The following is an 18,454-nucleotide window of genomic DNA, read 5'->3' on the forward strand; positions in this document are numbered from 1 at the left end:
GCGCGTCACCGCGGCTGCCGCGAGACCGCCCCGCGCCGTCGCCACCCGTCGGCAGCTACCGCGAAACCGCCCACCGCCGTACGCCGTACGCCGCCGCGCCCACGGCCAGTACAGCCGCGCCCAAGGCCACGGACACGCCCGGCAACGCGAACGCGAGCGTCACGCACCCGACGAGTCCCACGACCGGCGCGACCCGCGCCGTCGGAGCCGAATTCAGCGTCCAGGCCGAGGCGTTGGCCACCGCGTAGTACGCAAGCACGCCGAAGGACGAGAACCCGATCGCGCCCCGCACATCGACCGTGGCGGCCAGCGCGGCGACCACCGCGCCCACGGCAAGTTCCGCCCGGTGGGGCACCTGGAAGCGCGGATGTACGGCGGCCAAGGCGCCCGGCAGATGACGGTCACGAGCCATGGCCAGCGTGGTCCGCGAGACGCCCAGGATCAGGGCGAGGAGCGAGCCGAGCGCGGCCACGGCGGCCCCCACCCGTACCACCGGCACGAGCCCCGGCACCCCGGCCGCCCGCACCGCGTCGGCCAGCGGAGCCGCAGCATGGCCGAGCCCGTCCGACCCGAGCACGGAGAGGACGGCCACCGCGACCGCCGCGTACAGCACCAGTGCGATGCCCAGGGCCAAGGGGATCGCGCGCGGAATGGTGCGCGCCGGATCTCGTACCTCCTCCCCGAGCGTCGCGATCCGCGCGTACCCGGCGAACGCGAAGAACAACAACCCGGCCGCCTGAAGCACCCCGCCGGCGCCGGTGGAGAGCCCGATGTCCAGCCGTCCGGCGTCCGAGGCGCCCGAGCCGAGGCACACCACCACCACGGAAGCGAGGACCGCCAGGACCACCGCCACGATCGCCCGCGTCAGCCAGGCCGACTTCTGTACGCCGCCGTAGTTCACCGCGGTCAGGACCACCACGGCCGCGACCGCCACCACGTGCGCCTGCCCCGGCCAGACGTACGCGCCGACGGTGAGCGCCATCGCCGCACAGGAGGCCGTCTTGCCGACGACGAACGACCAGCCCGCCAGATACCCCCAGAAGGCGCCGAGCCGCTCCCGCCCGTAGACGTAGGTGCCGCCGGAGGCGGGATACAGGGCGGCGAGGCGGGCCGACGCCGTCGCGTTGCAGTAGGCGACCACGGCGGCGACCGCGAGTCCGAGCAGAAGCCCGGATCCGGCCGCCCGTGCCGCCGGGCCCAGCGCCGCGAAGATCCCGGCACCGACCATGGAGCCGAGACCGATGACCACGGCGTCCCCGACGCCCAGGGTGCGCCGCAACTCGGAACCGGACTGTGTCATGAGCCGCACCCTACTGATCAGTGCAACCGACGGGAGCCGCGGTGACGTCCTGTTCATCGACACGGCACCGACACACGCCGCCGAAACACCGCGCCGACACACGCACGACCCGCACCGGACAACACCGGTGCGGGCACAGCCGGACCCGAGCGAAGTCACAGCGCCGGGACAGCGTGGGCACAGCACCGAAGGGCAGGTTCAGGACATGGGCATCATCGGCTGGATCATTCTGGGGCTGTTGGCCGGCGCCATCGCCAAATTCCTGCTGCCGGGACGCGACCCGGGCGGCTTCATCGGGACGACCCTCATCGGCGTCGCGGGCGCGTTCATAGGCGGCTGGATCTCGGCCCGCTGGCTGGACCACCCCATCACCAAGCACTTCTACGACGGCGCGACGTGGGCGGCCGCCATCGGCGGTTCGCTGGTGCTGCTGGTCATCTACCGCATCCTGTTCGGCGACTCGCGCCGCTGAGCGCGTACCTCTAGGCCGCGGCCAGCAGGCGAGAAGGGGTGGGCGCCCCAGGTGCCCACCCCTTCTTCGTAGGCGCAACGAGCCGACGGCTGCGGTCGGTTGGCGGGGCGCTGGCTAACGCCGATCGGCGAGGGCCTCCGCTAACGCCGGTCGGCGACGTGCCCTCCACCGCCGGTCGGCGGGGCGCTCGACACCGCCGGTCGGCGATGTGCCCGCCACCGCCGGTCGGCGAGGGCGTCCGCTAACGCCGGTCGGCGATGTGCCCGCTACCGCCGGTCGGCGGGGCGCTCGACACCGCCGGTCGGCGACGTGCCCGCTACCGCCCGTCGGCGAACCGTCCGCTACCGGTAGTTCACGAACTGCAGCGCGAAGTCGAAGTCCTTACCCTTGAGCAGCGCCTGAATGGCTTGCAGGTCGTCACGGCTCTTCGAGCTGACGCGCAGCTCATCGCCCTGCACCTGCGCCTTCACGCCCTTCGGGCCCTCATCGCGAATGATCTTCGCCACCTTCTTCGCGTTCTCCTGGGAGATGCCCTCCTCGATGGACGCGAAGATCTTGTATTCCTTGCCGGAGAGCTGGGGCTCACCGGCGTCCAGCGCCTTGAGCGAGATGCCGCGCTTGATCAGCTTGGTCTCGAACACATCGAGGATGGCCTTCACCCGCTCCTCGGAGTTCGCTTCCATCAGGATCTTCTCGCCGGACCAGGAGATGGAGGCGCCGACGTTCTTGAAGTCGTAGCGCTGGGAGATCTCCTTGGCGGCCTGGTTGAGGGCGTTGTCGACCTCCTGCCGCTCGACCTTCGAGACGATGTCGAAACTGGAGTCGGCCATGTCCTGTGGCTCCTTGTATCGGGGTGCGTAGGGGCGGCCGTCGAGCCCGGCGAAGGTCCCCGGCCGCATCCGCATAAGCCTAGCCACCCCCCTCCCTCCGAGGGTCGATCAATTGGGTGGCGAAGCACCCCCGAGCATCAGGTATCGTTTACGTCGTTGCCACGGGGCGCCGCCGAAAACGGCCCTCACGGCAGCAAACCCCGGCGGTGTGCCCGAGCGGCCAAAGGGAGCAGACTGTAAATCTGCCGGCTTAGCCTTCCCAGGTTCGAATCCTGGCGCCGCCACACTGGGGAAGACCCCCTCCGAACTGCGGAAACGCAGCGCGGAGGGGGTCTCTTCATGTCGCAGTGGCGGCGGCCGTCGCTCTGATCGGCGCGTGTCCCCCAGACGTCCCCCGGGGGGCTTCGTCCCACTCCCGGAAGCTGGCCTCGAACTGGTGGTTCGCGCAATCTGCGGCCCGAGTCAGCGCCGTCGCGTAGACGCGGAGCAACACGGCTACCGAGTGTCCGGCGCGACGGGCCACATCCATGGGGTCGGGTCTCCACGCCACTGAAGGGCCAGAAGGAGACCAGCCCCCCGTAGCGCGAAGGCCGTTTGGCCTGCGCGCGAGGGGTGATGTCTCCTCCTCCGCGGCTGTACGACGCCCTGGATGTGGCCGACCCGACCTTTGTCCGACTCGACCTTTGTCCGGCCCAACCCTTGTACGGGCGACAGGCGGGACTCCATACCGATCTCGCACAGCCGCACCTTGCGCGAACCGAGTACGAAGACGAGCACACCCATCCGAGGCAGGTGCGGCTGTTGGCCTGCCGCACCGGTTCGGTGCGGCAGCGCCGCCGTGTCGACCTGCTCAGTGCGCAGCTGTAGCGCCCCGCTTGCCGCGGCTCGCCAGGATGTGGAGCAGCGCAACGAGGGTGCCGGTCGTCCACAACCGCGGACGCATCGGTTCGTCATGGACGTCTCACACGCCATGGATGTGCCAGGGCTCCAGCCCCTCGGGTGTCGTGACGCTCACTGCGCCGGGCACCCGATAGGAGTTTCGGCCGCGAACCGCCAGCGCGCTTCTGCTACGAGCCGCGCCAGCACTTGTCGCAGTGCGGTCCGGCTGGTCGCTGGGATCGGTAGTTCCAACCGGGCGCCGCTTCCGGCCGGAGGTGCGACGGCGGATCGTGGCGCCCCGGACGTGACTCAACGGCCCTTGACTGATTCGCCTGATCAGAAGCCCTTTCTCGGGCGGTGCGTGTGGGCTTTGCGCCCGCCGTGACTCGCGCCACGACAGTTTCAAGCTCGACAGAGAGCTGACTCGCCAGAGAAAGTGGCCGGGAAAGCGGCCGGGCCGAATCAGGCAAGAGGCTTTTTCCGAGTGGCCGAATCGATCTTGGCTTCAGAGGACCCTGAAGGTGCGGAAATGGGGCGCTGCCGGTGGCGGGAGATGCTCTGGCGCGGGGGCCGGGTCAGTGTGACTTGTCGGACCAGTTGCTGGAAGCAGGCCAGGGAAGCGAGAGCTGGTAAGACGGCTGCGGCGATACCAGTGAAGGTCCTGTCGGCCTCGGCCACACAGAGCATTATGGCGACGGAGGAAAATAGCAGAACGACGAACCATGAGTGCAAAGCCCGGCGTTGGAGCAGGGCGGCCCGCAGGACGGAGAGCGAGGCCACCATCCAGGGGCCGTAGACCAGAAGAGGCCACCAGGGCACTATTCCGCTCTGCGTATCGGACGCGATGTGCCGCAGCGGTGCGTAGGCCGCCATGCCGCCGAAGACGCTCACCATCGACACGATGACGGCAGCGAATGCGGCGATCACGAAGCTGACGGTCTGCAACCACGTGAAGTGGAATTTGCGGACTCGCACCTTCCTGTGACCGACCGAAAGACGCCGGATGGGCGGCAACTCAGCTGTGGTCTGCGCCGGGTTGTCCGTCAGCTCGCTGTTGAAGCCGACGCCGGATGACGACTCGCCGCGAGGTGGGGGTACGACGGCCTCCTGCTCCGCCGCGGCATCCTGCAGAAGGTAGGTGAGTTCCTCGACCGGGTCCCACCCCTGTTCCAGGGGTGCCCCTGAGTACAAGGTGTCGACAGGGGTCCTGTGTCGGCCGGTACCCGACCCGGTGGCGTATGTACCGGGATACCGTTCAGGTTGAGTGAAGGTCAGATCGGGGTAGTCGTCATCCACGGAAATCCGCCCCCGTCAAGCGTGAGCCGCGTGGCAGCTGCTGTGCCCCTGGCCGTTCCACCGCCGACTGAGTTCCTCCTGGGCCGCGTCCAGCAGCGTCAGGAACTCATTGAGCAGCGGCTCAGTGACCCGCAGTTCGACCCGTGCGCCGTCTCCGTGCAAGGTGCCGCGGGCATCAGGTGATGAGTGCACGGCGGCAGGCGTGTACGTGTAGCGCCCCAGTGTCACAGCACGGGCCGCGGGCAGATTCTCCGTTCCCGCTCCGGAGCGGGAATATCCAAGGAGCACAGCTTTCGTCATATTCCGCTAACGCTGCGCTCCTCCTCCAGATGCGCGGCAAATGAGTGAGCGTAATTTGGCAAAAAAGTTGACCGGGGCGTTTGTCATTAAAGTCCGCTGCGCCCCGCTCAGCGCGTGAAAAGTCAAGCAGGTTTTCTTTTGAATTCTTCTCAGCCGGGAAAGGGGCATCGCCGCTTGGCGACCAGGGCTCGGTGGCATCCTCTCTGGGGCCGTGACCTGCTGCGCCTCAGAGGTCGCCCGGGTTCCGGCCCGCGCGGAGCAAGAGGTCGATGACCTGGAGTGCGCCGGCCGCCTGGGCGGGATTGAACGTGTGGTCGATGCCGTCGGCGATCGCCGACGCTGCCTCGGTGAATCCGCTGCCTCCGCGACGTGCCGCGTTCAGGGCGATGTTCAAGGTCTCGTAGTGGAGGACAGCCGCAAGGCCGTCTCCGCCCTTCCAGGGCTCCGCGAGGACCAGCTCGGCCAGCTCTGCGGTGTATGAGTCATCGAACTCGGCGCGGCATTGGTCGATGGTCTCGATGAGCTGGGGGATGCCCCAGACCACGAAGGTGAAGTGCTGCATGGCGGTGAAGACAGTGGCCTGCCGCGTGACAGCGACTGAGGCATCCCGAACCTCCTCGATCGAGGGCAGGAAGATGCTGTACGAGCCGCGAAGCCGGTTGAAGCGGTGAGCCTTGAAGACGATCCGGTAGTTGGTCAGGTAAAGACGACCGCCAATCGCCTCCTTCCCCCGCATGCCGACGAGCCACAGAAGATCATCGAAGGCGAATCGAGACAGGCCGGCTTCGCTGACGTCGATGACCGCGTTGGCGTTCTTTCGCAGGATGATGCCCTCGCCCGGCAGCAGATCCTCCGTACGCAGTGGTGCTATTGCCACAGTTCCCCTCCGAGCGGCGTGCCCGTCCGCCGAGCAGCCAGCATAGGGACGCAGGGGTGGCCCTGCTGGTTGTCTCGCCGAAACGAGCCGCCGCCCTCAGGGCACACTGAACGCATGTCGTCGCGTCGCAGGAACTGTCCCGAGTGCCGTCGGGAGATCGCCGTCGTCGCCGGGCGGTTCGCTCGGCACGACCCGCCCGGTGCGCGGGGGAGCGGGGAGCTGGTCTCGTGCCCGGGGTCGCGCAGGCAGGCGCAGCTCGAGGCAGTGCAGGTGACGCTGGACGGGTACGCCGTTGCGGAGTTCCCGGGGCAGCTGCCGCTGTTCTGACCGGCAGCTGCCCCCGGGTTGCCCCCGAGGAGGCAGGGCAGGCGGACATCGAGGACCCGGCCCGCCGGTAGAGCGCGGGTCGGGCAGGGCAGGCGGACCATGAGGGGCCGGCCCGCCCGGTAGAGCGCGGGACCTAGTTGCCCGCCACTGACTTGACCGCCACCGAAATCGGGGTCGAGCCGCTGATCAGCTCCAGTGTCAGGCCTGCCGTCGCCGGGGTGTCCACCAGTTCCGCGAGGACCGCGGCGACATCGTCGCGCGGGATCGTGCCGGGGCCGGTTGAGGCTTCCAGGCGTACGAGGCCGGTGCCGGCGTCGTTGATCAGGCTGCCGGGTCGCAGGATCGTCCAGTCCAGGCCTGCACGACCGCGTACGTACTCGTCGGCCTCGCCCTTGGCGCGCAGATACGCGTCGAAGACGTCGTCGCCCTGGTGCGTCGAGTCCGCGCCCATCGAGGAGACGACCACGTGACGGCGTACGCCCGCGCGCTCGGCGGCGTCCGCAAAGAGGATCGCGGCGCCCTTGTCCACTGTTTCCTTGCGGGCGACCCCGCTGCCCGGGCCCGCGCCCGCCGCGAAGACGGCCGCGTCCGCGCCCTGCAGATGCGCGGCGACCTCCTCCACCGAGGCGGACTCCAGGTTGCACAGGACCGGCTCGGCGCCGGCCGCCCGCAGATCGTCGCCCTGTTCGGCGCGGCGGATGATCCCCGCGACCTCGTCACCGCGCGCGGCGAGCAGCCGCTCCAGCCGCAGCGCGATCTGACCATGACCTCCAGCGATGACAATGCGCATGTTTCCGACCGTACGCCCGGATGGACGCGTTCGCCGCACAACCCTGTGGACAACTCACGAGTCACATGGGTGATCGCTGTGAACCAGCGAACCAGCGAACCGATGCAGCAACGAAGTAATGAAGCACCGAACAACGAAGTAATGAAGCAACGAACGAAGGAATGTCGTGCGGTCCGCGCGGCGTCGTAGAGGAGAGCATCATCACCGTCATACGCAAGACCGTCACCGCGGCCGGCTGCGCCGCCGTCCTCCTCGCCACGGCGGCCGCCTGCGGCACGGTCCAGAACCTCACTGCCGGACAGAAGGTGGACCACGCCGTCGACCGGCTCGGCGAACAGAAGTCGCTCGCATTCCAGTTGGACCTCGACGCCGACCCCGACGCGATCACCGCGCTGGAGGGCGACTCCGGCTCCCAAGATCCCCTCCCACCCGAGTTCGCGACGTTCCTCAGCGGGCTGCGCGTCGATGTCGCCGTCAAGTCGAAGAAGCCGCTGGCGGATTCGGGTGAGAAGGATCTCGTCGGTACGAGTATCAAGATCACGGGGGCTGAGGGTGTCCTGGCCGAGTACCGGGTCGTCGGCGACTTCACGTACTACCGGGCCGACATGAAGGCCGTGGGTAGGGCGATGGGCTTCCCCATGCCCACGGTCGATCAAATCCCGGAGAGCGAAAAGGAGTTGAGGAAGGTCCTGGAAGGCAAGTGGGTGAAGGTCGACACCCATGAGCTCGCCAAGGCCCGGAAGTCCGCCAAGGGGTCCGATGGCGCCGGCGACATCGACGCCAAGACCCAGCGGAAGATCGTCAACGCCGTGCGCGGTGTCATCGCCCACGACGTCACCTTCCACGCCAAGAGTGGCGGCGACGGCACCGAACACGTCGTCGCCGAGGGCAACTTCCGTGCCCTGATCCGGGGAGTCTTCGACAAGCTGCGGCCGCTGGAGGGCGACCTTCCGCCGGGCACGGACCTGCCCTCGGACAAGGATCTCAAGGACGTTCCGAACAAGAAGGTCGCGGTCGACTTCACGCTCAAGAACGGCGACCTCAAGCAGGTCAAGGTCGACCTCGCCGTCCTCGCCAAGGACCCGAAGGCCGCCAAGCTGCCGCTGGTCCTGAAGTTCTCAGAGGCGGGAGACGTCAGCGCGCCGTCGGGCGCCACGGAGATCCCCGCGGGCAAGGTGCCCGGGGGCAGCCCGTTCGCCGGTGGCCTGTTGGGCAGCGGCGAGTTCTAAACGCCGTCCACGCGCGCGTGGCGCACACCGCGCCACCGCGCCCCGCGCCCACAACCACCGCGCCCACAAGAGGCGCCACGCGCGCGTGGCACAACCAGCACGGCCACGCGCGCGTGGCACGCACCCCCGGCTGCGCGCCGTGGCCACCTCAAGAAGGCTCCTGCCGTCCCTGCCGAGGCAGATCCAACCCTCCCGCAGCCGCCGAGCCGCAGTACTCCCGCACCGCGCTGGTCCGCGCCACCACGCGCCCCCGGTGCACCACGATCCGGCTGTACGCCAGCGACAGCGCACTCGCGAGCCCGTCTCCGCGTACGGCGAGCAACTCGGCCGGGAATCCCGCTTCCAGGCGCACTTCGGGAAGTCCGAGCGCGGCTCGGGCGGCGCAACTCACGGCGTCGTAGGCGTCCTCGGGCCGCAGTCCGTACCGCGAGGCCAGCAAGTACGCGGCCTCCAGCGGGTCGCCGCGGCCCACCGGGTTCGATACGTCGCGCAGGGCGCCGCCGCCCGCCGCGACCCGTACCCCGGCCGCCCGCAACAGCCGTACCGGAGCGGTCCCGCGACGTTCCACGGACCCGCAGCCGCCCTGCGGCAGGCACATCACGGTGACGCCCGCCGCGGCGAGCTGGTCGGCCGTCCGGGAGGCCGCTTCGGCGGGCAGCCGGCCGAGGCCGCCGCACGGGCCGAGCGTCACTCCCGGCCGCAGGCCGCCCGCCATCGCGGCGAGCCGTCCGAGCCGGGCGGGCTCGGTGCCGTCCGTGTGCAGATCGACCGGGCAGCCGTGCTCGGAGGCGAGCTCCAGGACCGCCTCCACGTACCCCGTCGGATCGGGGTCGGCGTCCGGGCAGCCGCCCACTACGGAGGCGCCCATCTTCACGGCGTCCCGCAGCATCGCGAGCCCGTCGGCCCCCGCGACCCCTGTCAGCACCCGGGGCATCGCCACCGCCGTCAGCTCGGCGAGCCCGCGCAGCGATCGCCGCGCCTGGAGTACCGAGGCCAGCGCGTCCAGCCCCTGTACGTCGCCGACGCGCACGTGCGAGCGCAACGCCGTCGCGCCGTGCCCGAGTTGCAGCAGCGCCGCCTCGGTGGCCCGGCGCTGGACCTCCTGATCGTCGTACACGAGGGGGCCGTCGCCATCGGCCGTGAGGGCCGTGTCGCTGTGCGCGTGGGGCTCGGCGGGGGCCGGCAGGAGGAGATAGCCGTCGAGGTCCACCTTCGCGGCGAGGGGCCCGGAAGCGCCCGATGCCAGGCTCCCGGCGGTGCCGACCGCCTCGATACGCCCGCCGCCCAGCCGTACGTCCACGGTCCGGCCGTCGGTGAGTCGTGCCCCGCACAGCAGGAGGGCGGCCGTGTCGGACTGTCCGGCCGAGGAGTGGGGCGGCTGCGGCTGACTGTCGGGCATCGCGCTCCTGGGGCTCGGGGGCGGCTGCGGGAGGGTCGACTGCGGAGCGTGGGGACACAAGATCACGCAGCGTGAGTCGAGCCTAGGGTCGCGACCCGCCCGCGTCGGGGAGGAGCGCAATAGTCGTACCGGTGTGGTCCAGCGGCGAGCCGACCCCTCGGCATGGCCGGGGCCACGCTGCGATCCCGCAGTGATCTGTGGTCAGCCGTGGTGCGTGAGGGGCCCCCGGAGCGCCCGGGGAAACGCTCGCGGAAACGGTGCAGAACAGGCCGGGGCGGGTGCCGCGAAACGGATTTGGGCGATCGGCGGCCGACCGTGTAATGTCTTCATCGCTCGCCCCAATAGCTCAGTCGGTAGAGCGTCTCCATGGTAAGGAGAAGGTCTACGGTTCGATTCCGTATTGGGGCTCTGGTGTGGGAGGTTCCCGCCGCAAGGCGGGAGCCGATCGCATCACAGCGGTGTAGCTCAGTCGGTAGAGCAAGCGGCTCATAATCGCTGTGTCACCGGTTCAAGTCCGGTCACCGCTACTGACGGTAGCCGATTGTGGGGTCGGTCCTTCGATCGGCTACTCTTCTATGCGTTAATCGTCCCATCCGTTCGTCAAGGAGCACTCCTGTGGCTGCCACCGACGTCCGCCCGAAGATCACGCTGGCCTGCGTGGAGTGCAAGGAGCGGAACTACATCACCAAGAAGAACCGGCGTAACGACCCGGACCGACTGGAGATGAAGAAGCACTGCCCGCGTTGCAATGCGCACACCGCGCACCGCGAAACGCGATAAATCAGGCTCGTACACGAGGCCGTCCCCTTCGCGGGGGGCGGCCTCGCGTCGTTATAGAGCGAAGACAGTCCGTCCGGCCGAGACGGCCAGTCCAGCGACGACTTACCAGGAGGTGCCGAGCCCATGGCGCTCGACCAGTCCTTCGTGGGGCGGTCCTACCCGCCCACCGACCCCTATGAGGTCGGCCGGGAGAAGATCCGCGAGTTCGCGGAGGCCGTCGGGGACGGTAACCCTGCGTACACGGATCCGGAGGCCGCCAAGGCGCTCGGGTACCCCGATGTGATCGCGCCGCCGACGTTTGTGTTCGCGATCACGTTCAAGGCCGCCGGGCAGGTCGTCCAGGATCCGCAATTGGGCCTCGACTACAACCGCGTGGTGCACGGCGACCAGAAGTTCGCCTACACCCGCCCGGTGCGCGCGGGGGACCGGCTCACGGTCACCTCGACCATCGAGGCGATCAAGTCCCTGGCGGGCAACGACATCCTGGACATCCGTGGCGAGGTCCACGACGAGGCGGGCGAGCATGTCGTGACAGCCGTCACCAAGCTCGTGTCGCGTGCGGCGGAGGAGGGCTGACATGACGGCGAAGATCGATTACGCGGACGTGGAGGTCGGCACCGAACTGCCGGCCCAGACCTTCTCCGTGAGCCGTGCCACGCTCGTGCAGTACGCGGGTGCCTCCGGGGACTTCAACCCGATCCACTGGAACGAGAAGTTCGCGGTCGAGGTCGGTCTCCCCGACGTCATCGCGCACGGCATGTTCACCATGGCCGAGGCGATCCGCGTCGTCACCGACTGGGTCGGCGACCCGGGAGCGGTCCTCGAGTACGGCGTCCGCTTCACCAAGCCCGTCGTCGTCCCGAACGACGAGAAGGGCGCGATCATCGAGGTGAGCGCCAAGATCGGCGCCAAGCTCGACGACAACACGGTCCGCGTCGACCTCACGGCGACCAGCGCCGGACAGAAGGTCCTGGGCATGTCGCGGGCGGTCGTGCGGCTGGCCTGAGGGCGGCAGCAGGCGCGTGAGTGGGCGTCGATGAGGGCGTGAGTGAGTGGCAACGATCGTGTGAGTTAAGCGGCAACGATCGTGTGAGTAAGGGGCACCCGCCATTGCGGGTGTCCCTTACCGGTTTCTGGCCCCCTGCTTGGCCCAACGTTCTTCGCTTGGACGGCGTTCCGGCAGTCCCTTGACGTAGTTAGTGATTGAGTACTAACTTACTCGCATGGCCAGGATGAGCGCAGAAGAGAGGCGCGAGAGCGTCATCCGCGCGGCGATGAGCGAGTTCGCCCGCGGCGGCTACTACGGCACGTCCACCGAGGCGATCGCCAAGCGGGTGGGCGTCTCGCAGCCGTATCTCTTCCGGCTCTTCCCAGGCAAGAAGGCGATCTTCCTCGCGGCGGCGGAGCACTGCATGGAGCTCACCCGGCGCACCTTCGAGGAGGCCTCCGAGGGGCTGGAGGGCGACGAGGCCCTGCACGCGATGGCGAACGCGTACGTCAAGGTCATCGCGGAGCAGCCGGAGCGGCTGCTCATGCAGATGCAGATGTACGTCGCCGTGGCGGCGGCCGAAGAGGCCGGTGACCGCGAACTCGGCGAGGCGGTGCGGGCCGGCTGGATGCGGCTGTGGGACGCCGTTCATGTGCCGCTCGGGGCGGACGTGGACCAAACGGCGACCTTCATGGCGTACGGAATGCTCATCAACTGCCTGGTGTCCATGGGTTTCCCGCCCGAGCACAGGGTCTGGGAAGGGCTGTTTCCGTCGGCGCGGGTCACGGGCCGACTGGGGAAGTAGGACAGCGGCGGGACGGCGGAGGGCAGCGGCTTTTTCTGCCCGCAAAAGTTAGTCATCAATAACTAACCATCGATAGCGATCATGCTCTGGGGGAGCGATGTCACAGCGAACGGCACAGACCGCAGGGACCACATCGACCGCGGGCGACACACAGACCGCAGGGACCGCACATCGCGGCGGAGCGGCCTGGGCCCTCGTCATCACCAGCGTCGCCGGATTCATGGCGGCCCTCGACAACCTGGTCGTCACCACGGCCCTGCCCTCCATCCGCAAGGACCTCGGGGGAGCGCTGGACGACCTGGAATGGACGGTGAGCGCCTACACGCTCACGTTCGCCGTGCTCCTGATGTTCGGTGCGGCGCTCGGCGACCGGTTCGGCCGGCGCCGGATGTTCCTCGCCGGACTCACCGTCTTCACGGGCGCCTCCGCCGCCGCGGCCATGGCGCCCGGCATCGACTCGCTCATCGCGGCCCGCGCGGTCCAGGGGGTCGGCGCGGCCATCATGATGCCGCTGACGCTGACCCTGCTGACGGCCGCGGTTCCGGCCGCCAAGCGCGGGATGGCGTACGGCATATGGGGCGGCGTGAACGGGCTCGCGGTGGCATCCGGCCCCCTCATCGGCGGCAGCCTCACCGAACACGTGTCCTGGCACTGGATCTTCTGGCTGAACGTCCCGCTGGGTCTGGCCGTGCTGCCGCTGGCCCGACTGCGGCTCGCCGAGTCGCACGGCACCGGCGCACCTCTCGACATCCCCGGCACCCTGCTCGCCAGCGGCGGTCTCTTCGGGATCGTCTACGCCCTGATCCGCGGCAACATCGACGGCTGGACCAGCGGCCCCGTGCTCACCGGACTGATCGCGGGCGGCGCGCTCCTCGCCGGCTTCGTCCACCACGGCATCCGCAGCAAGAACCCGATGCTGCCGATGCGCCTCTTCCGCAGCCGTGCCTTCTCCGCGATCAACGCGGCGAGCCTGTTGATGTTCGTCGGTATGTTCGGCTCGATCTTCCTGCTCAGCCAGTTCCTGCAGGGCGTCATCGGCTACTCGCCCACCGAGGCCGGCCTGCGAATGCTCCCCTGGACCGGTATGCCGATGATCGTCGCGCCCATCGCCGGGTACCTCTCGGACCGGATCGGCGGTCGCCCGGTCGTCACGGTGGGTCTCGCTCTGCAGGCCATCGGACTCGGCTGGTTCGCCCTGATCGTGGCCCCTGACGTGTCGTACGCCGCCCAGCTCCCCGCCCTGATCATCAGCGGGATCGGCATGGCCTTGTACTTCGCCCCGGCCGCCAACCTCGTGATGTCCAGCGTCCGGCCGTCCGAGCAGGGCATCGCCTCCGGCGCCAACAACGCCCTCCGCGAGCTCGGTGGCGCCCTCGGTGTCGCGGTTCTCGCCTCGGTCTTCTCGGCCCAGGGCGGCTACGAGTCCGCGCAGCGCTTCGTGGACGGACTCTCACCCGCGCTGTGGGTGGGCGCGGCGGTGGTCGGCACGGCGGCGGTGGCCGCGGCGCTGCTGCCCCGGCGGCGGCCGGTGACCGAAACGCCCGCGGCGGCCTCGGCCACGGCGCCGGCTCTCGAAACCGTCGCCCACTGAAGACCGGTGAGAACCGAAGACCGGTGAGAACCGAAGACCGACGAGAGCAGAAACGGCCCTGCCCTGATGGGCGGGGCCGTTCCCGTCAACCGTCCGCACCGGTGGCCGGGCCGCCCCGCCCCTTCTCGTACTCTTGAGCCCGTGCAGGAACTCCAGGACGCCCCGCTCGCCCCGCTGACCACCTTCCGGCTCGGCGGCCCGGCCACCCGGCTGATCACCGCCACGACCGACGCGGAGGTGATCGCCGCCGTGCGCAAGGCCGACGACACCGGTACGCCGCTGCTGCTCATCGGTGGCGGATCGAACCTGGTCATCGGTGACAAGGGCTTCGCGGGGACCGCCCTGCGCATCGCCACGACCGGCTTCGCGCTCGACGGTACGAGGCTGGAGCTGGCGGCGGGCGAGGTGTGGACCGACGCGGTCGCCCGCACCGTCGAGGCCGGGCTCGCCGGGATCGAGTGCCTCGCCGGGATCCCCGGCTCCGCGGGCGCGACGCCGATTCAGAACGTGGGCGCGTACGGACAGGAAGTGTCGTCGACCATCACCGAGGTGATCGCGTACGACCGGAAGACGCGCGAGACGGTCACGCTGACGAACGTCGACTGCGTCTTCTCCTACCGGCACAGCCGCTTCAAGGCCGACCCCGAGCGCCATGTCGTACTGCGCGTCCGCTTCGAGCTGGAGGACGCCGAGGGACTGTCGGCGCCGATCAAGTACGCGGAGACGGCTCGCGCGCTGGGCGTGGGGGCCGGTGAGCGCGTGGCGCTGGAGAAGGCCCGCGAGACCGTCCTGAAGCTGCGCTCCGGCAAGGGCATGGTGCTCGACCCCGAGGACCACGACACATGGTCCGCCGGGTCGTTCTTCACCAACCCGATCCTCACGGACGAGGAGTTCGCCGCCTTCCACGCGCGCGTGAAGGAGCGGCTCGGCGCCGAGGCCCTGCCGCCCGCGTACCCGGCGGGCGACGGCCACACCAAGACCTCCGCGGCCTGGCTGATCGACAAGTCGGGCTTCACCAAGGGCTACGGCAGCGGTCCCGCCCGGATCTCCACCAAGCACACGCTGGCCCTCACCAACCGGGGCGAGGCCACCACCGAGGACCTTCTCGCGCTGGCCCGCGAGGTCGTCGCGGGCGTCCGCGACGCCTTCGGGATCACGCTGGTCAACGAACCGGTGACGGTCGGGGTCGAGCTCTAGTACCGGCGTAGATCTCTGATACCGGCGTACAGCTCCTTTACGCGTCCAGTACGCGTCCAGTACGCGTCTAGTACGCGACCCCGACGCCCTGCTTCACCGTCGTCGGGTCGTCGATCATCGCCAGCATCGCGTGTGCCACATCGGCGCGCGCGATGAACCGGCCCTTGAGCGGGAAGCCCCCGACGACCGTGCGGTACGAGCCGGTCAGCGGCTTGTTCTGGAGCCGGGGCGGGCGGACGGTCGTCCAGTCCGTGGCGCTGCGGGCCAGCTCGTCCTCCATCTCCCTCAGGTCGGCGTAGACATCCTTCAGGATCCCCGAGATCAGGCCCCGCATGGCGCGGTCGACAAGCGCCGCGCCTTCCGGGTCGGGACCGACCGGGCCCGCGCTGACCACCAGCAGCCGCCGCACTCCCTCCGCGTCCATCGCGCCCAGCACGGTACGGGTCAACCGGGCCGCGATCCCGGCGTCCTTGCGACTCCGTGCGCCGAGACCGGACAGGACCGCGTCCCGGCCCGCGACGGCGGGACGCAGTGCCTGAGGGTCCGTGAGGTCGGCGCGGCGCACCTCCAGGCCCGCGCCCGTGACGGTCAGCCGCGCGGGATCCCGTACGACCGCCGTGACCTGGTGGCCCGAGCCCAGGGCCTGGCGGACGATCTCCTGCCCGATGCCGCCCGTGGCGCCGAAAACGGTGAGTTTCATGGCCTGCTCCTCTTGGCGAAGGACGCGGTGGGTGAGTATTCACTCACCACTGTCTCCTCTAGAGTGGGTAAGCACTCACCCACCCGTCAAGCCTGAGTGGTCGCGCCATGAAATCCTTGGGCCCCATGCAGCAGAAATCCGCCGCGGAGCCGGCGCGGCAGAAGCCGGCCCGGATCCGGATCCTCGACGCGGCGCACGAGCTCATGCGTACCGTCGGCCTCGCCCGCGCCACCACTAAGGAGATCGCCAAGGCGGCGGGCTGCTCCGAGGCCGCGCTCTACAAGTACTTCGCGAGCAAGGAGGAGCTGTTCATCCGGGTGCTGGAGGAGCGGCTGCCCAAAGTGGGCCCGCTGCTCGAGAGGCTCATGGCCGAGCCGGGGGAGCACACCGTCGAGGAGAACCTCACGGAGATCGCCCGCCAGGCGGCCCACTTCTATGAGCAGAGTTTTCCGATCGCCGCCTCCTTGTACGCGGAAACGCAGCTCAAGCGCCGTCACGACGAGGCGATGCGGGCCCTGGGCGCCGGCCCGCACATGCCCATCCGGGGTGTCGCCGCGTATCTGCGCACCGAACAGCGGGCCGGGCGCATCCACCCCCACGCCGACACCTTCGCGGCCGCATCCCTGCTGCTGGGCGCCTGTGCCCAGCGAGCCTTCGCCTACGACTCCACGGAGGAGGGCAAGCCCCCGCCCCTTGACACCTTCGCCCCGGCACTCGCCCGCACGCTGCTCACAGGGATCACATAAGGTCTCTCCCCACACCCAGGGGAGGGAAAGATCCATGCTGCGTGGAAGAGCCCGCCGTACGGCGGCGCTGATGGCGTGTACCGCACTGGCCGGTGCGCTGGTGGCGGGCTGCGGACGGGCCGCCCAGGCGGACGCCGGCGTCCACGAAGATGTGATCGCCACGTCCTTCAAGACCTCCGAAGAACTGCCCGAGCGGCTCGCCCAGGACGGGACGACCATCGTCGTCGGCTCGGCCCGCGCGGGCACCGTCGTCCGCGTCTATGAGGACATGCGCTGTCCCGTGTGCGAGGACTTCGAGGAGACCGGCGGCGGCGAGGCTCTGCGCGGCATGAACCTGGCCGGGGAGGTCCGGACCGAGTACACGCTCGCCTCCTTCCTGGACGACCGGATGGGCGGCAAGGGGTCGAAGCGCGCGGCCAACGCGCTGCGGGCCGCGCTGGAGCGGGGCAAGTTCCTCGAATATCACGACGTCCTCTTCGCTCATCAGCCCGAAGAGGCCGTCGACGGCTACACGGACGCCTTCCTGCTGCGCATGGCCTCCAAGGTCGAGGGGCTGCGCGGCAAGGACTTCGACGCGGCCGTCAAGGGCATGAAGTACCGCGACTTCGTGGCCGCCTCGCAGCAGGCCTACCAGGCTGACAAGGTGCCCGGCACGCCCGGGGTCGCCGTGGACGGCAGACTCCTCGACCCCTATCTGTGGAACGGCTTGTTCGACGCCGACGTGCTGCCGATGACGATCCGGGTGGCCGCGGCCGCCGCCGCGGCGAAGCCCGACGCGTAGTCCGTCAGGCCTTCAGCCAGTCATCGACCCCCGCGAGCAGTTTCGTCCGTACGTCCTGCGGGGCCGCCGAGCCGCGGATGGACTGGCGGGCCAGCTCGGCCAGTTCCGTGTCCGTGAAGCCGTGGTGACGGCGGGCGATCTCGTACTGGGCGGCGAGACGGGAGCCGAAGAGCAGCGGGTCGTCGGCGCCGAGGGCCATCGGGACGCCGGCCTCGAAGAGCGTGCGCAGTGGGACGTCCTCCGGCTTCTCGTAGACCCCCAGGGCGACGTTCGAGGCCGGACAGACCTCACAGGTCACCCCGCGGTCCGCGAGGCGCTTCAGCAGCCGAGGGTCCTCGGCGGCCCGCACCCCGTGGCCGATCCGCGAGGCGTGCAGATCGTCCAGACAGTCACGGACCGATGCCGGCCCGGTCAGCTCGCCGCCGTGCGGCGCGGACAGCAGCCCGCCCTCCCGCGCGATCGCGAAGGCCCGGTCGAAGTCCCGCGCCATGCCCCGCCGCTCGTCGTTCGAGAGCCCGAAACCGACGATGCCCCGGTCCGCGTACCGCACGGCAAGACGGGCCAGGGTACGGGCGTCCAGCGGGTGCTTCATGCGGTTCGCCGCCACCAGGACGCGCATCCCGAGCCCCGTCTCGCGCACGGTCGTGTCCACCGCGTCGAGGATGACCTCCAGAGCCGGGATGAGACCGCCCAGGCGCGGCGCGTACGACGTCGGGTCGACCTGGATCTCCAGCCACGCCGAGCCGTCCTTGAGGTCCTCCTCGGCGGCCTCACGCACCAGGCGCTGAATGTCCTCGGGATCTCTGAGGCACGACCGCGCGGCGTCGTACAGCCGCTGGAAGCGGAACCAGCCGCGCTCGTCCGTCGCCCGCAGCTTCGGCGGCTCTCCGCTGGTCAGCGCGTCGGGCAGATGGATCCCGTGCTTGTCGGCCAGCTCCAGCAGGGTGGTGTGCCGCATCGAACCGGTGAAGTGCAGGTGCAGATGGGCTTTCGGCAGCTCAGAGACATCACGTACACGCTCCATCCCAGGATCCTGCCGTACGTCCCTGCCGTACCGGTAGCGCTTTCCCTGATCAGGGGCTTGTCCGAACGAAGAAACGGGTCGGGGGGGTTCTAAACTGTTTTAACCCCCCACCCCCACCCGCCCCGGGGGCGCCGCGGAACACT

Annotated in this window: 19 protein-coding genes, 3 tRNA genes and 2 pseudogenes; 15 read left to right on the forward strand and 9 right to left on the reverse strand. The window is 69.5% G+C overall.

From position 1 onward, the window contains the following. Positions 1-55 precede the first annotated feature (55 nt). Positions 56-1,300 (reverse strand): APC family permease, encoded by a 1,245-nt coding sequence (locus tag AB0D27_RS22860; protein WP_362511687.1) that lies wholly within the window; start codon positions 1,298-1,300, stop codon positions 56-58. Between the two features lie 205 nt (positions 1,301-1,505). Between AB0D27_RS22860 and AB0D27_RS22865 the strand changes: the two genes are divergently transcribed. Further along, a complete protein-coding gene (locus AB0D27_RS22865; RefSeq protein WP_362511838.1) occupies positions 1,506-1,772 on the forward strand; it encodes a GlsB/YeaQ/YmgE family stress response membrane protein in 267 nt (88 codons plus the stop codon). Between the two features lie 341 nt (positions 1,773-2,113). Here the strand turns inward: AB0D27_RS22865 and AB0D27_RS22870 are convergent, their stop codons facing one another. Continuing rightward, positions 2,114-2,602, reverse strand: coding sequence for a YajQ family cyclic di-GMP-binding protein (locus tag AB0D27_RS22870; RefSeq protein ID WP_362511690.1), 489 nt, complete (start codon positions 2,600-2,602; stop codon positions 2,114-2,116). Positions 2,603-2,804: 202 nt separating this feature from the next. Here AB0D27_RS22870 and AB0D27_RS22875 point away from each other — a divergent pair. Next, positions 2,805-2,886: transfer RNA gene (locus AB0D27_RS22875), tRNA-Tyr, on the forward strand. Positions 2,887-3,235: 349 nt separating this feature from the next. After that, positions 3,236-3,469: pseudogene (locus AB0D27_RS22880) on the forward strand (hypothetical protein); the annotation flags it as partial. A gap of 97 nt (positions 3,470-3,566) precedes the next feature. On the opposite strand, the pseudogene AB0D27_RS22885 reads toward AB0D27_RS22880, so the two are convergent. From AB0D27_RS22885 to AB0D27_RS22895, 3 genes and pseudogenes are all read right to left on the reverse strand, one after another. Then, positions 3,567-3,706, reverse strand: a pseudogene (locus AB0D27_RS22885) (ADP-ribose pyrophosphatase); the annotation flags it as partial. 237 nt (positions 3,707-3,943) lie between these two features. Next, on the reverse strand, positions 3,944-4,777 hold the full coding sequence (locus AB0D27_RS22890; protein ID WP_362511693.1) for a DUF2637 domain-containing protein: 834 nt from the start codon (positions 4,775-4,777) through the stop codon (positions 3,944-3,946). A 526-nt stretch (positions 4,778-5,303) separates the two neighbouring features. Next, complete coding sequence (locus AB0D27_RS22895; protein WP_362511696.1) at positions 5,304-5,954, reverse strand: hypothetical protein; 651 nt, start codon at positions 5,952-5,954, stop codon at positions 5,304-5,306. A gap of 114 nt (positions 5,955-6,068) precedes the next feature. Between AB0D27_RS22895 and AB0D27_RS22900 the strand changes: the two genes are divergently transcribed. Next, positions 6,069-6,281, forward strand: a complete 213-nt coding sequence (locus tag AB0D27_RS22900) for a hypothetical protein (RefSeq protein ID WP_362511699.1) — start codon at positions 6,069-6,071, stop codon at positions 6,279-6,281. Between the two features lie 133 nt (positions 6,282-6,414). Here AB0D27_RS22900 and AB0D27_RS22905 read toward each other — a convergent pair whose 3' ends face one another. Then, positions 6,415-7,071: an SDR family oxidoreductase gene (locus AB0D27_RS22905; RefSeq protein WP_362511702.1), complete on the reverse strand. Its 657-nt coding sequence runs from the start codon at positions 7,069-7,071 to the stop codon at positions 6,415-6,417. A gap of 161 nt (positions 7,072-7,232) precedes the next feature. Here AB0D27_RS22905 and AB0D27_RS22910 point away from each other — a divergent pair, with 161 nt between their 5' ends. Continuing rightward, a complete protein-coding gene (locus AB0D27_RS22910) occupies positions 7,233-8,300 on the forward strand; it encodes a hypothetical protein (RefSeq protein WP_362511705.1) in 1,068 nt (355 codons plus the stop codon). A gap of 148 nt (positions 8,301-8,448) precedes the next feature. Here the strand turns inward: AB0D27_RS22910 and AB0D27_RS22915 are convergent, their stop codons facing one another. Beyond that, on the reverse strand, positions 8,449-9,699 hold the full coding sequence (locus AB0D27_RS22915; RefSeq protein ID WP_362511708.1) for an amidohydrolase family protein: 1,251 nt from the start codon (positions 9,697-9,699) through the stop codon (positions 8,449-8,451). Positions 9,700-10,034: 335 nt separating this feature from the next. On the opposite strand from AB0D27_RS22915, the gene AB0D27_RS22920 reads away from it, so the two are divergent. From AB0D27_RS22920 to AB0D27_RS22955, 8 genes are all read left to right on the forward strand, one after another. Then, positions 10,035-10,107, forward strand: a tRNA-Thr gene (locus tag AB0D27_RS22920). Between the two features lie 46 nt (positions 10,108-10,153). After that, positions 10,154-10,226 (forward strand) — tRNA-Met (locus AB0D27_RS22925). Between the two features lie 88 nt (positions 10,227-10,314). Further along, positions 10,315-10,479 carry a 50S ribosomal protein L33 gene (gene rpmG / locus AB0D27_RS22930; protein WP_004571794.1) on the forward strand — a complete coding sequence of 55 codons (165 nt, stop codon included), beginning with the start codon at positions 10,315-10,317 and terminating at the stop codon, positions 10,477-10,479. A gap of 123 nt (positions 10,480-10,602) precedes the next feature. Next, entirely contained in the window at positions 10,603-11,055 is a 453-nt protein-coding gene (locus tag AB0D27_RS22935; protein ID WP_362511711.1) for a MaoC family dehydratase N-terminal domain-containing protein, read from the forward strand. Position 11,056: 1 nt separating this feature from the next. Continuing rightward, a complete protein-coding gene (locus tag AB0D27_RS22940; RefSeq protein WP_362511714.1) occupies positions 11,057-11,485 on the forward strand; it encodes a MaoC family dehydratase in 429 nt (142 codons plus the stop codon). Between the two features lie 217 nt (positions 11,486-11,702). Then, the gene (locus AB0D27_RS22945; protein ID WP_362511717.1) at positions 11,703-12,272 is read left to right on the forward strand and encodes a helix-turn-helix domain-containing protein; all 570 of its coding nucleotides are present in this window, start codon (positions 11,703-11,705) and stop codon (positions 12,270-12,272) included. 97 nt (positions 12,273-12,369) lie between these two features. Next, positions 12,370-13,863, forward strand: coding sequence for a DHA2 family efflux MFS transporter permease subunit (locus tag AB0D27_RS22950; RefSeq protein ID WP_362511720.1), 1,494 nt, complete (start codon positions 12,370-12,372; stop codon positions 13,861-13,863). A 141-nt stretch (positions 13,864-14,004) separates the two neighbouring features. Next, the gene (locus AB0D27_RS22955) at positions 14,005-15,060 is read left to right on the forward strand and encodes a UDP-N-acetylmuramate dehydrogenase (RefSeq protein ID WP_362511723.1); all 1,056 of its coding nucleotides are present in this window, start codon (positions 14,005-14,007) and stop codon (positions 15,058-15,060) included. A 67-nt stretch (positions 15,061-15,127) separates the two neighbouring features. Here the strand turns inward: AB0D27_RS22955 and AB0D27_RS22960 are convergent, their stop codons facing one another. Continuing rightward, positions 15,128-15,760: an NAD(P)H-binding protein gene (locus AB0D27_RS22960; protein ID WP_362511726.1), complete on the reverse strand. Its 633-nt coding sequence runs from the start codon at positions 15,758-15,760 to the stop codon at positions 15,128-15,130. A 125-nt stretch (positions 15,761-15,885) separates the two neighbouring features. On the opposite strand from AB0D27_RS22960, the gene AB0D27_RS22965 reads away from it, so the two are divergent. Both AB0D27_RS22965 and AB0D27_RS22970 read left to right on the forward strand, forming a co-directional pair. Next, positions 15,886-16,506, forward strand: coding sequence for a helix-turn-helix domain-containing protein (locus tag AB0D27_RS22965; protein ID WP_362511729.1), 621 nt, complete (start codon positions 15,886-15,888; stop codon positions 16,504-16,506). A gap of 34 nt (positions 16,507-16,540) precedes the next feature. Continuing rightward, the gene (locus AB0D27_RS22970) at positions 16,541-17,287 is read left to right on the forward strand and encodes a thioredoxin domain-containing protein (protein WP_362511732.1); all 747 of its coding nucleotides are present in this window, start codon (positions 16,541-16,543) and stop codon (positions 17,285-17,287) included. 4 nt (positions 17,288-17,291) lie between these two features. Here AB0D27_RS22970 and AB0D27_RS22975 read toward each other — a convergent pair whose 3' ends face one another. Further along, entirely contained in the window at positions 17,292-18,311 is a 1,020-nt protein-coding gene (locus AB0D27_RS22975) for an adenosine deaminase (protein WP_362511735.1), read from the reverse strand. Positions 18,312-18,454 lie beyond the last annotated feature (143 nt).

Origin of the sequence: Streptomyces sp. NPDC048415, from assembly GCF_040651675.1 — a bacterium.
GTDB lineage: Bacteria > Actinomycetota > Actinomycetes > Streptomycetales > Streptomycetaceae > Streptomyces.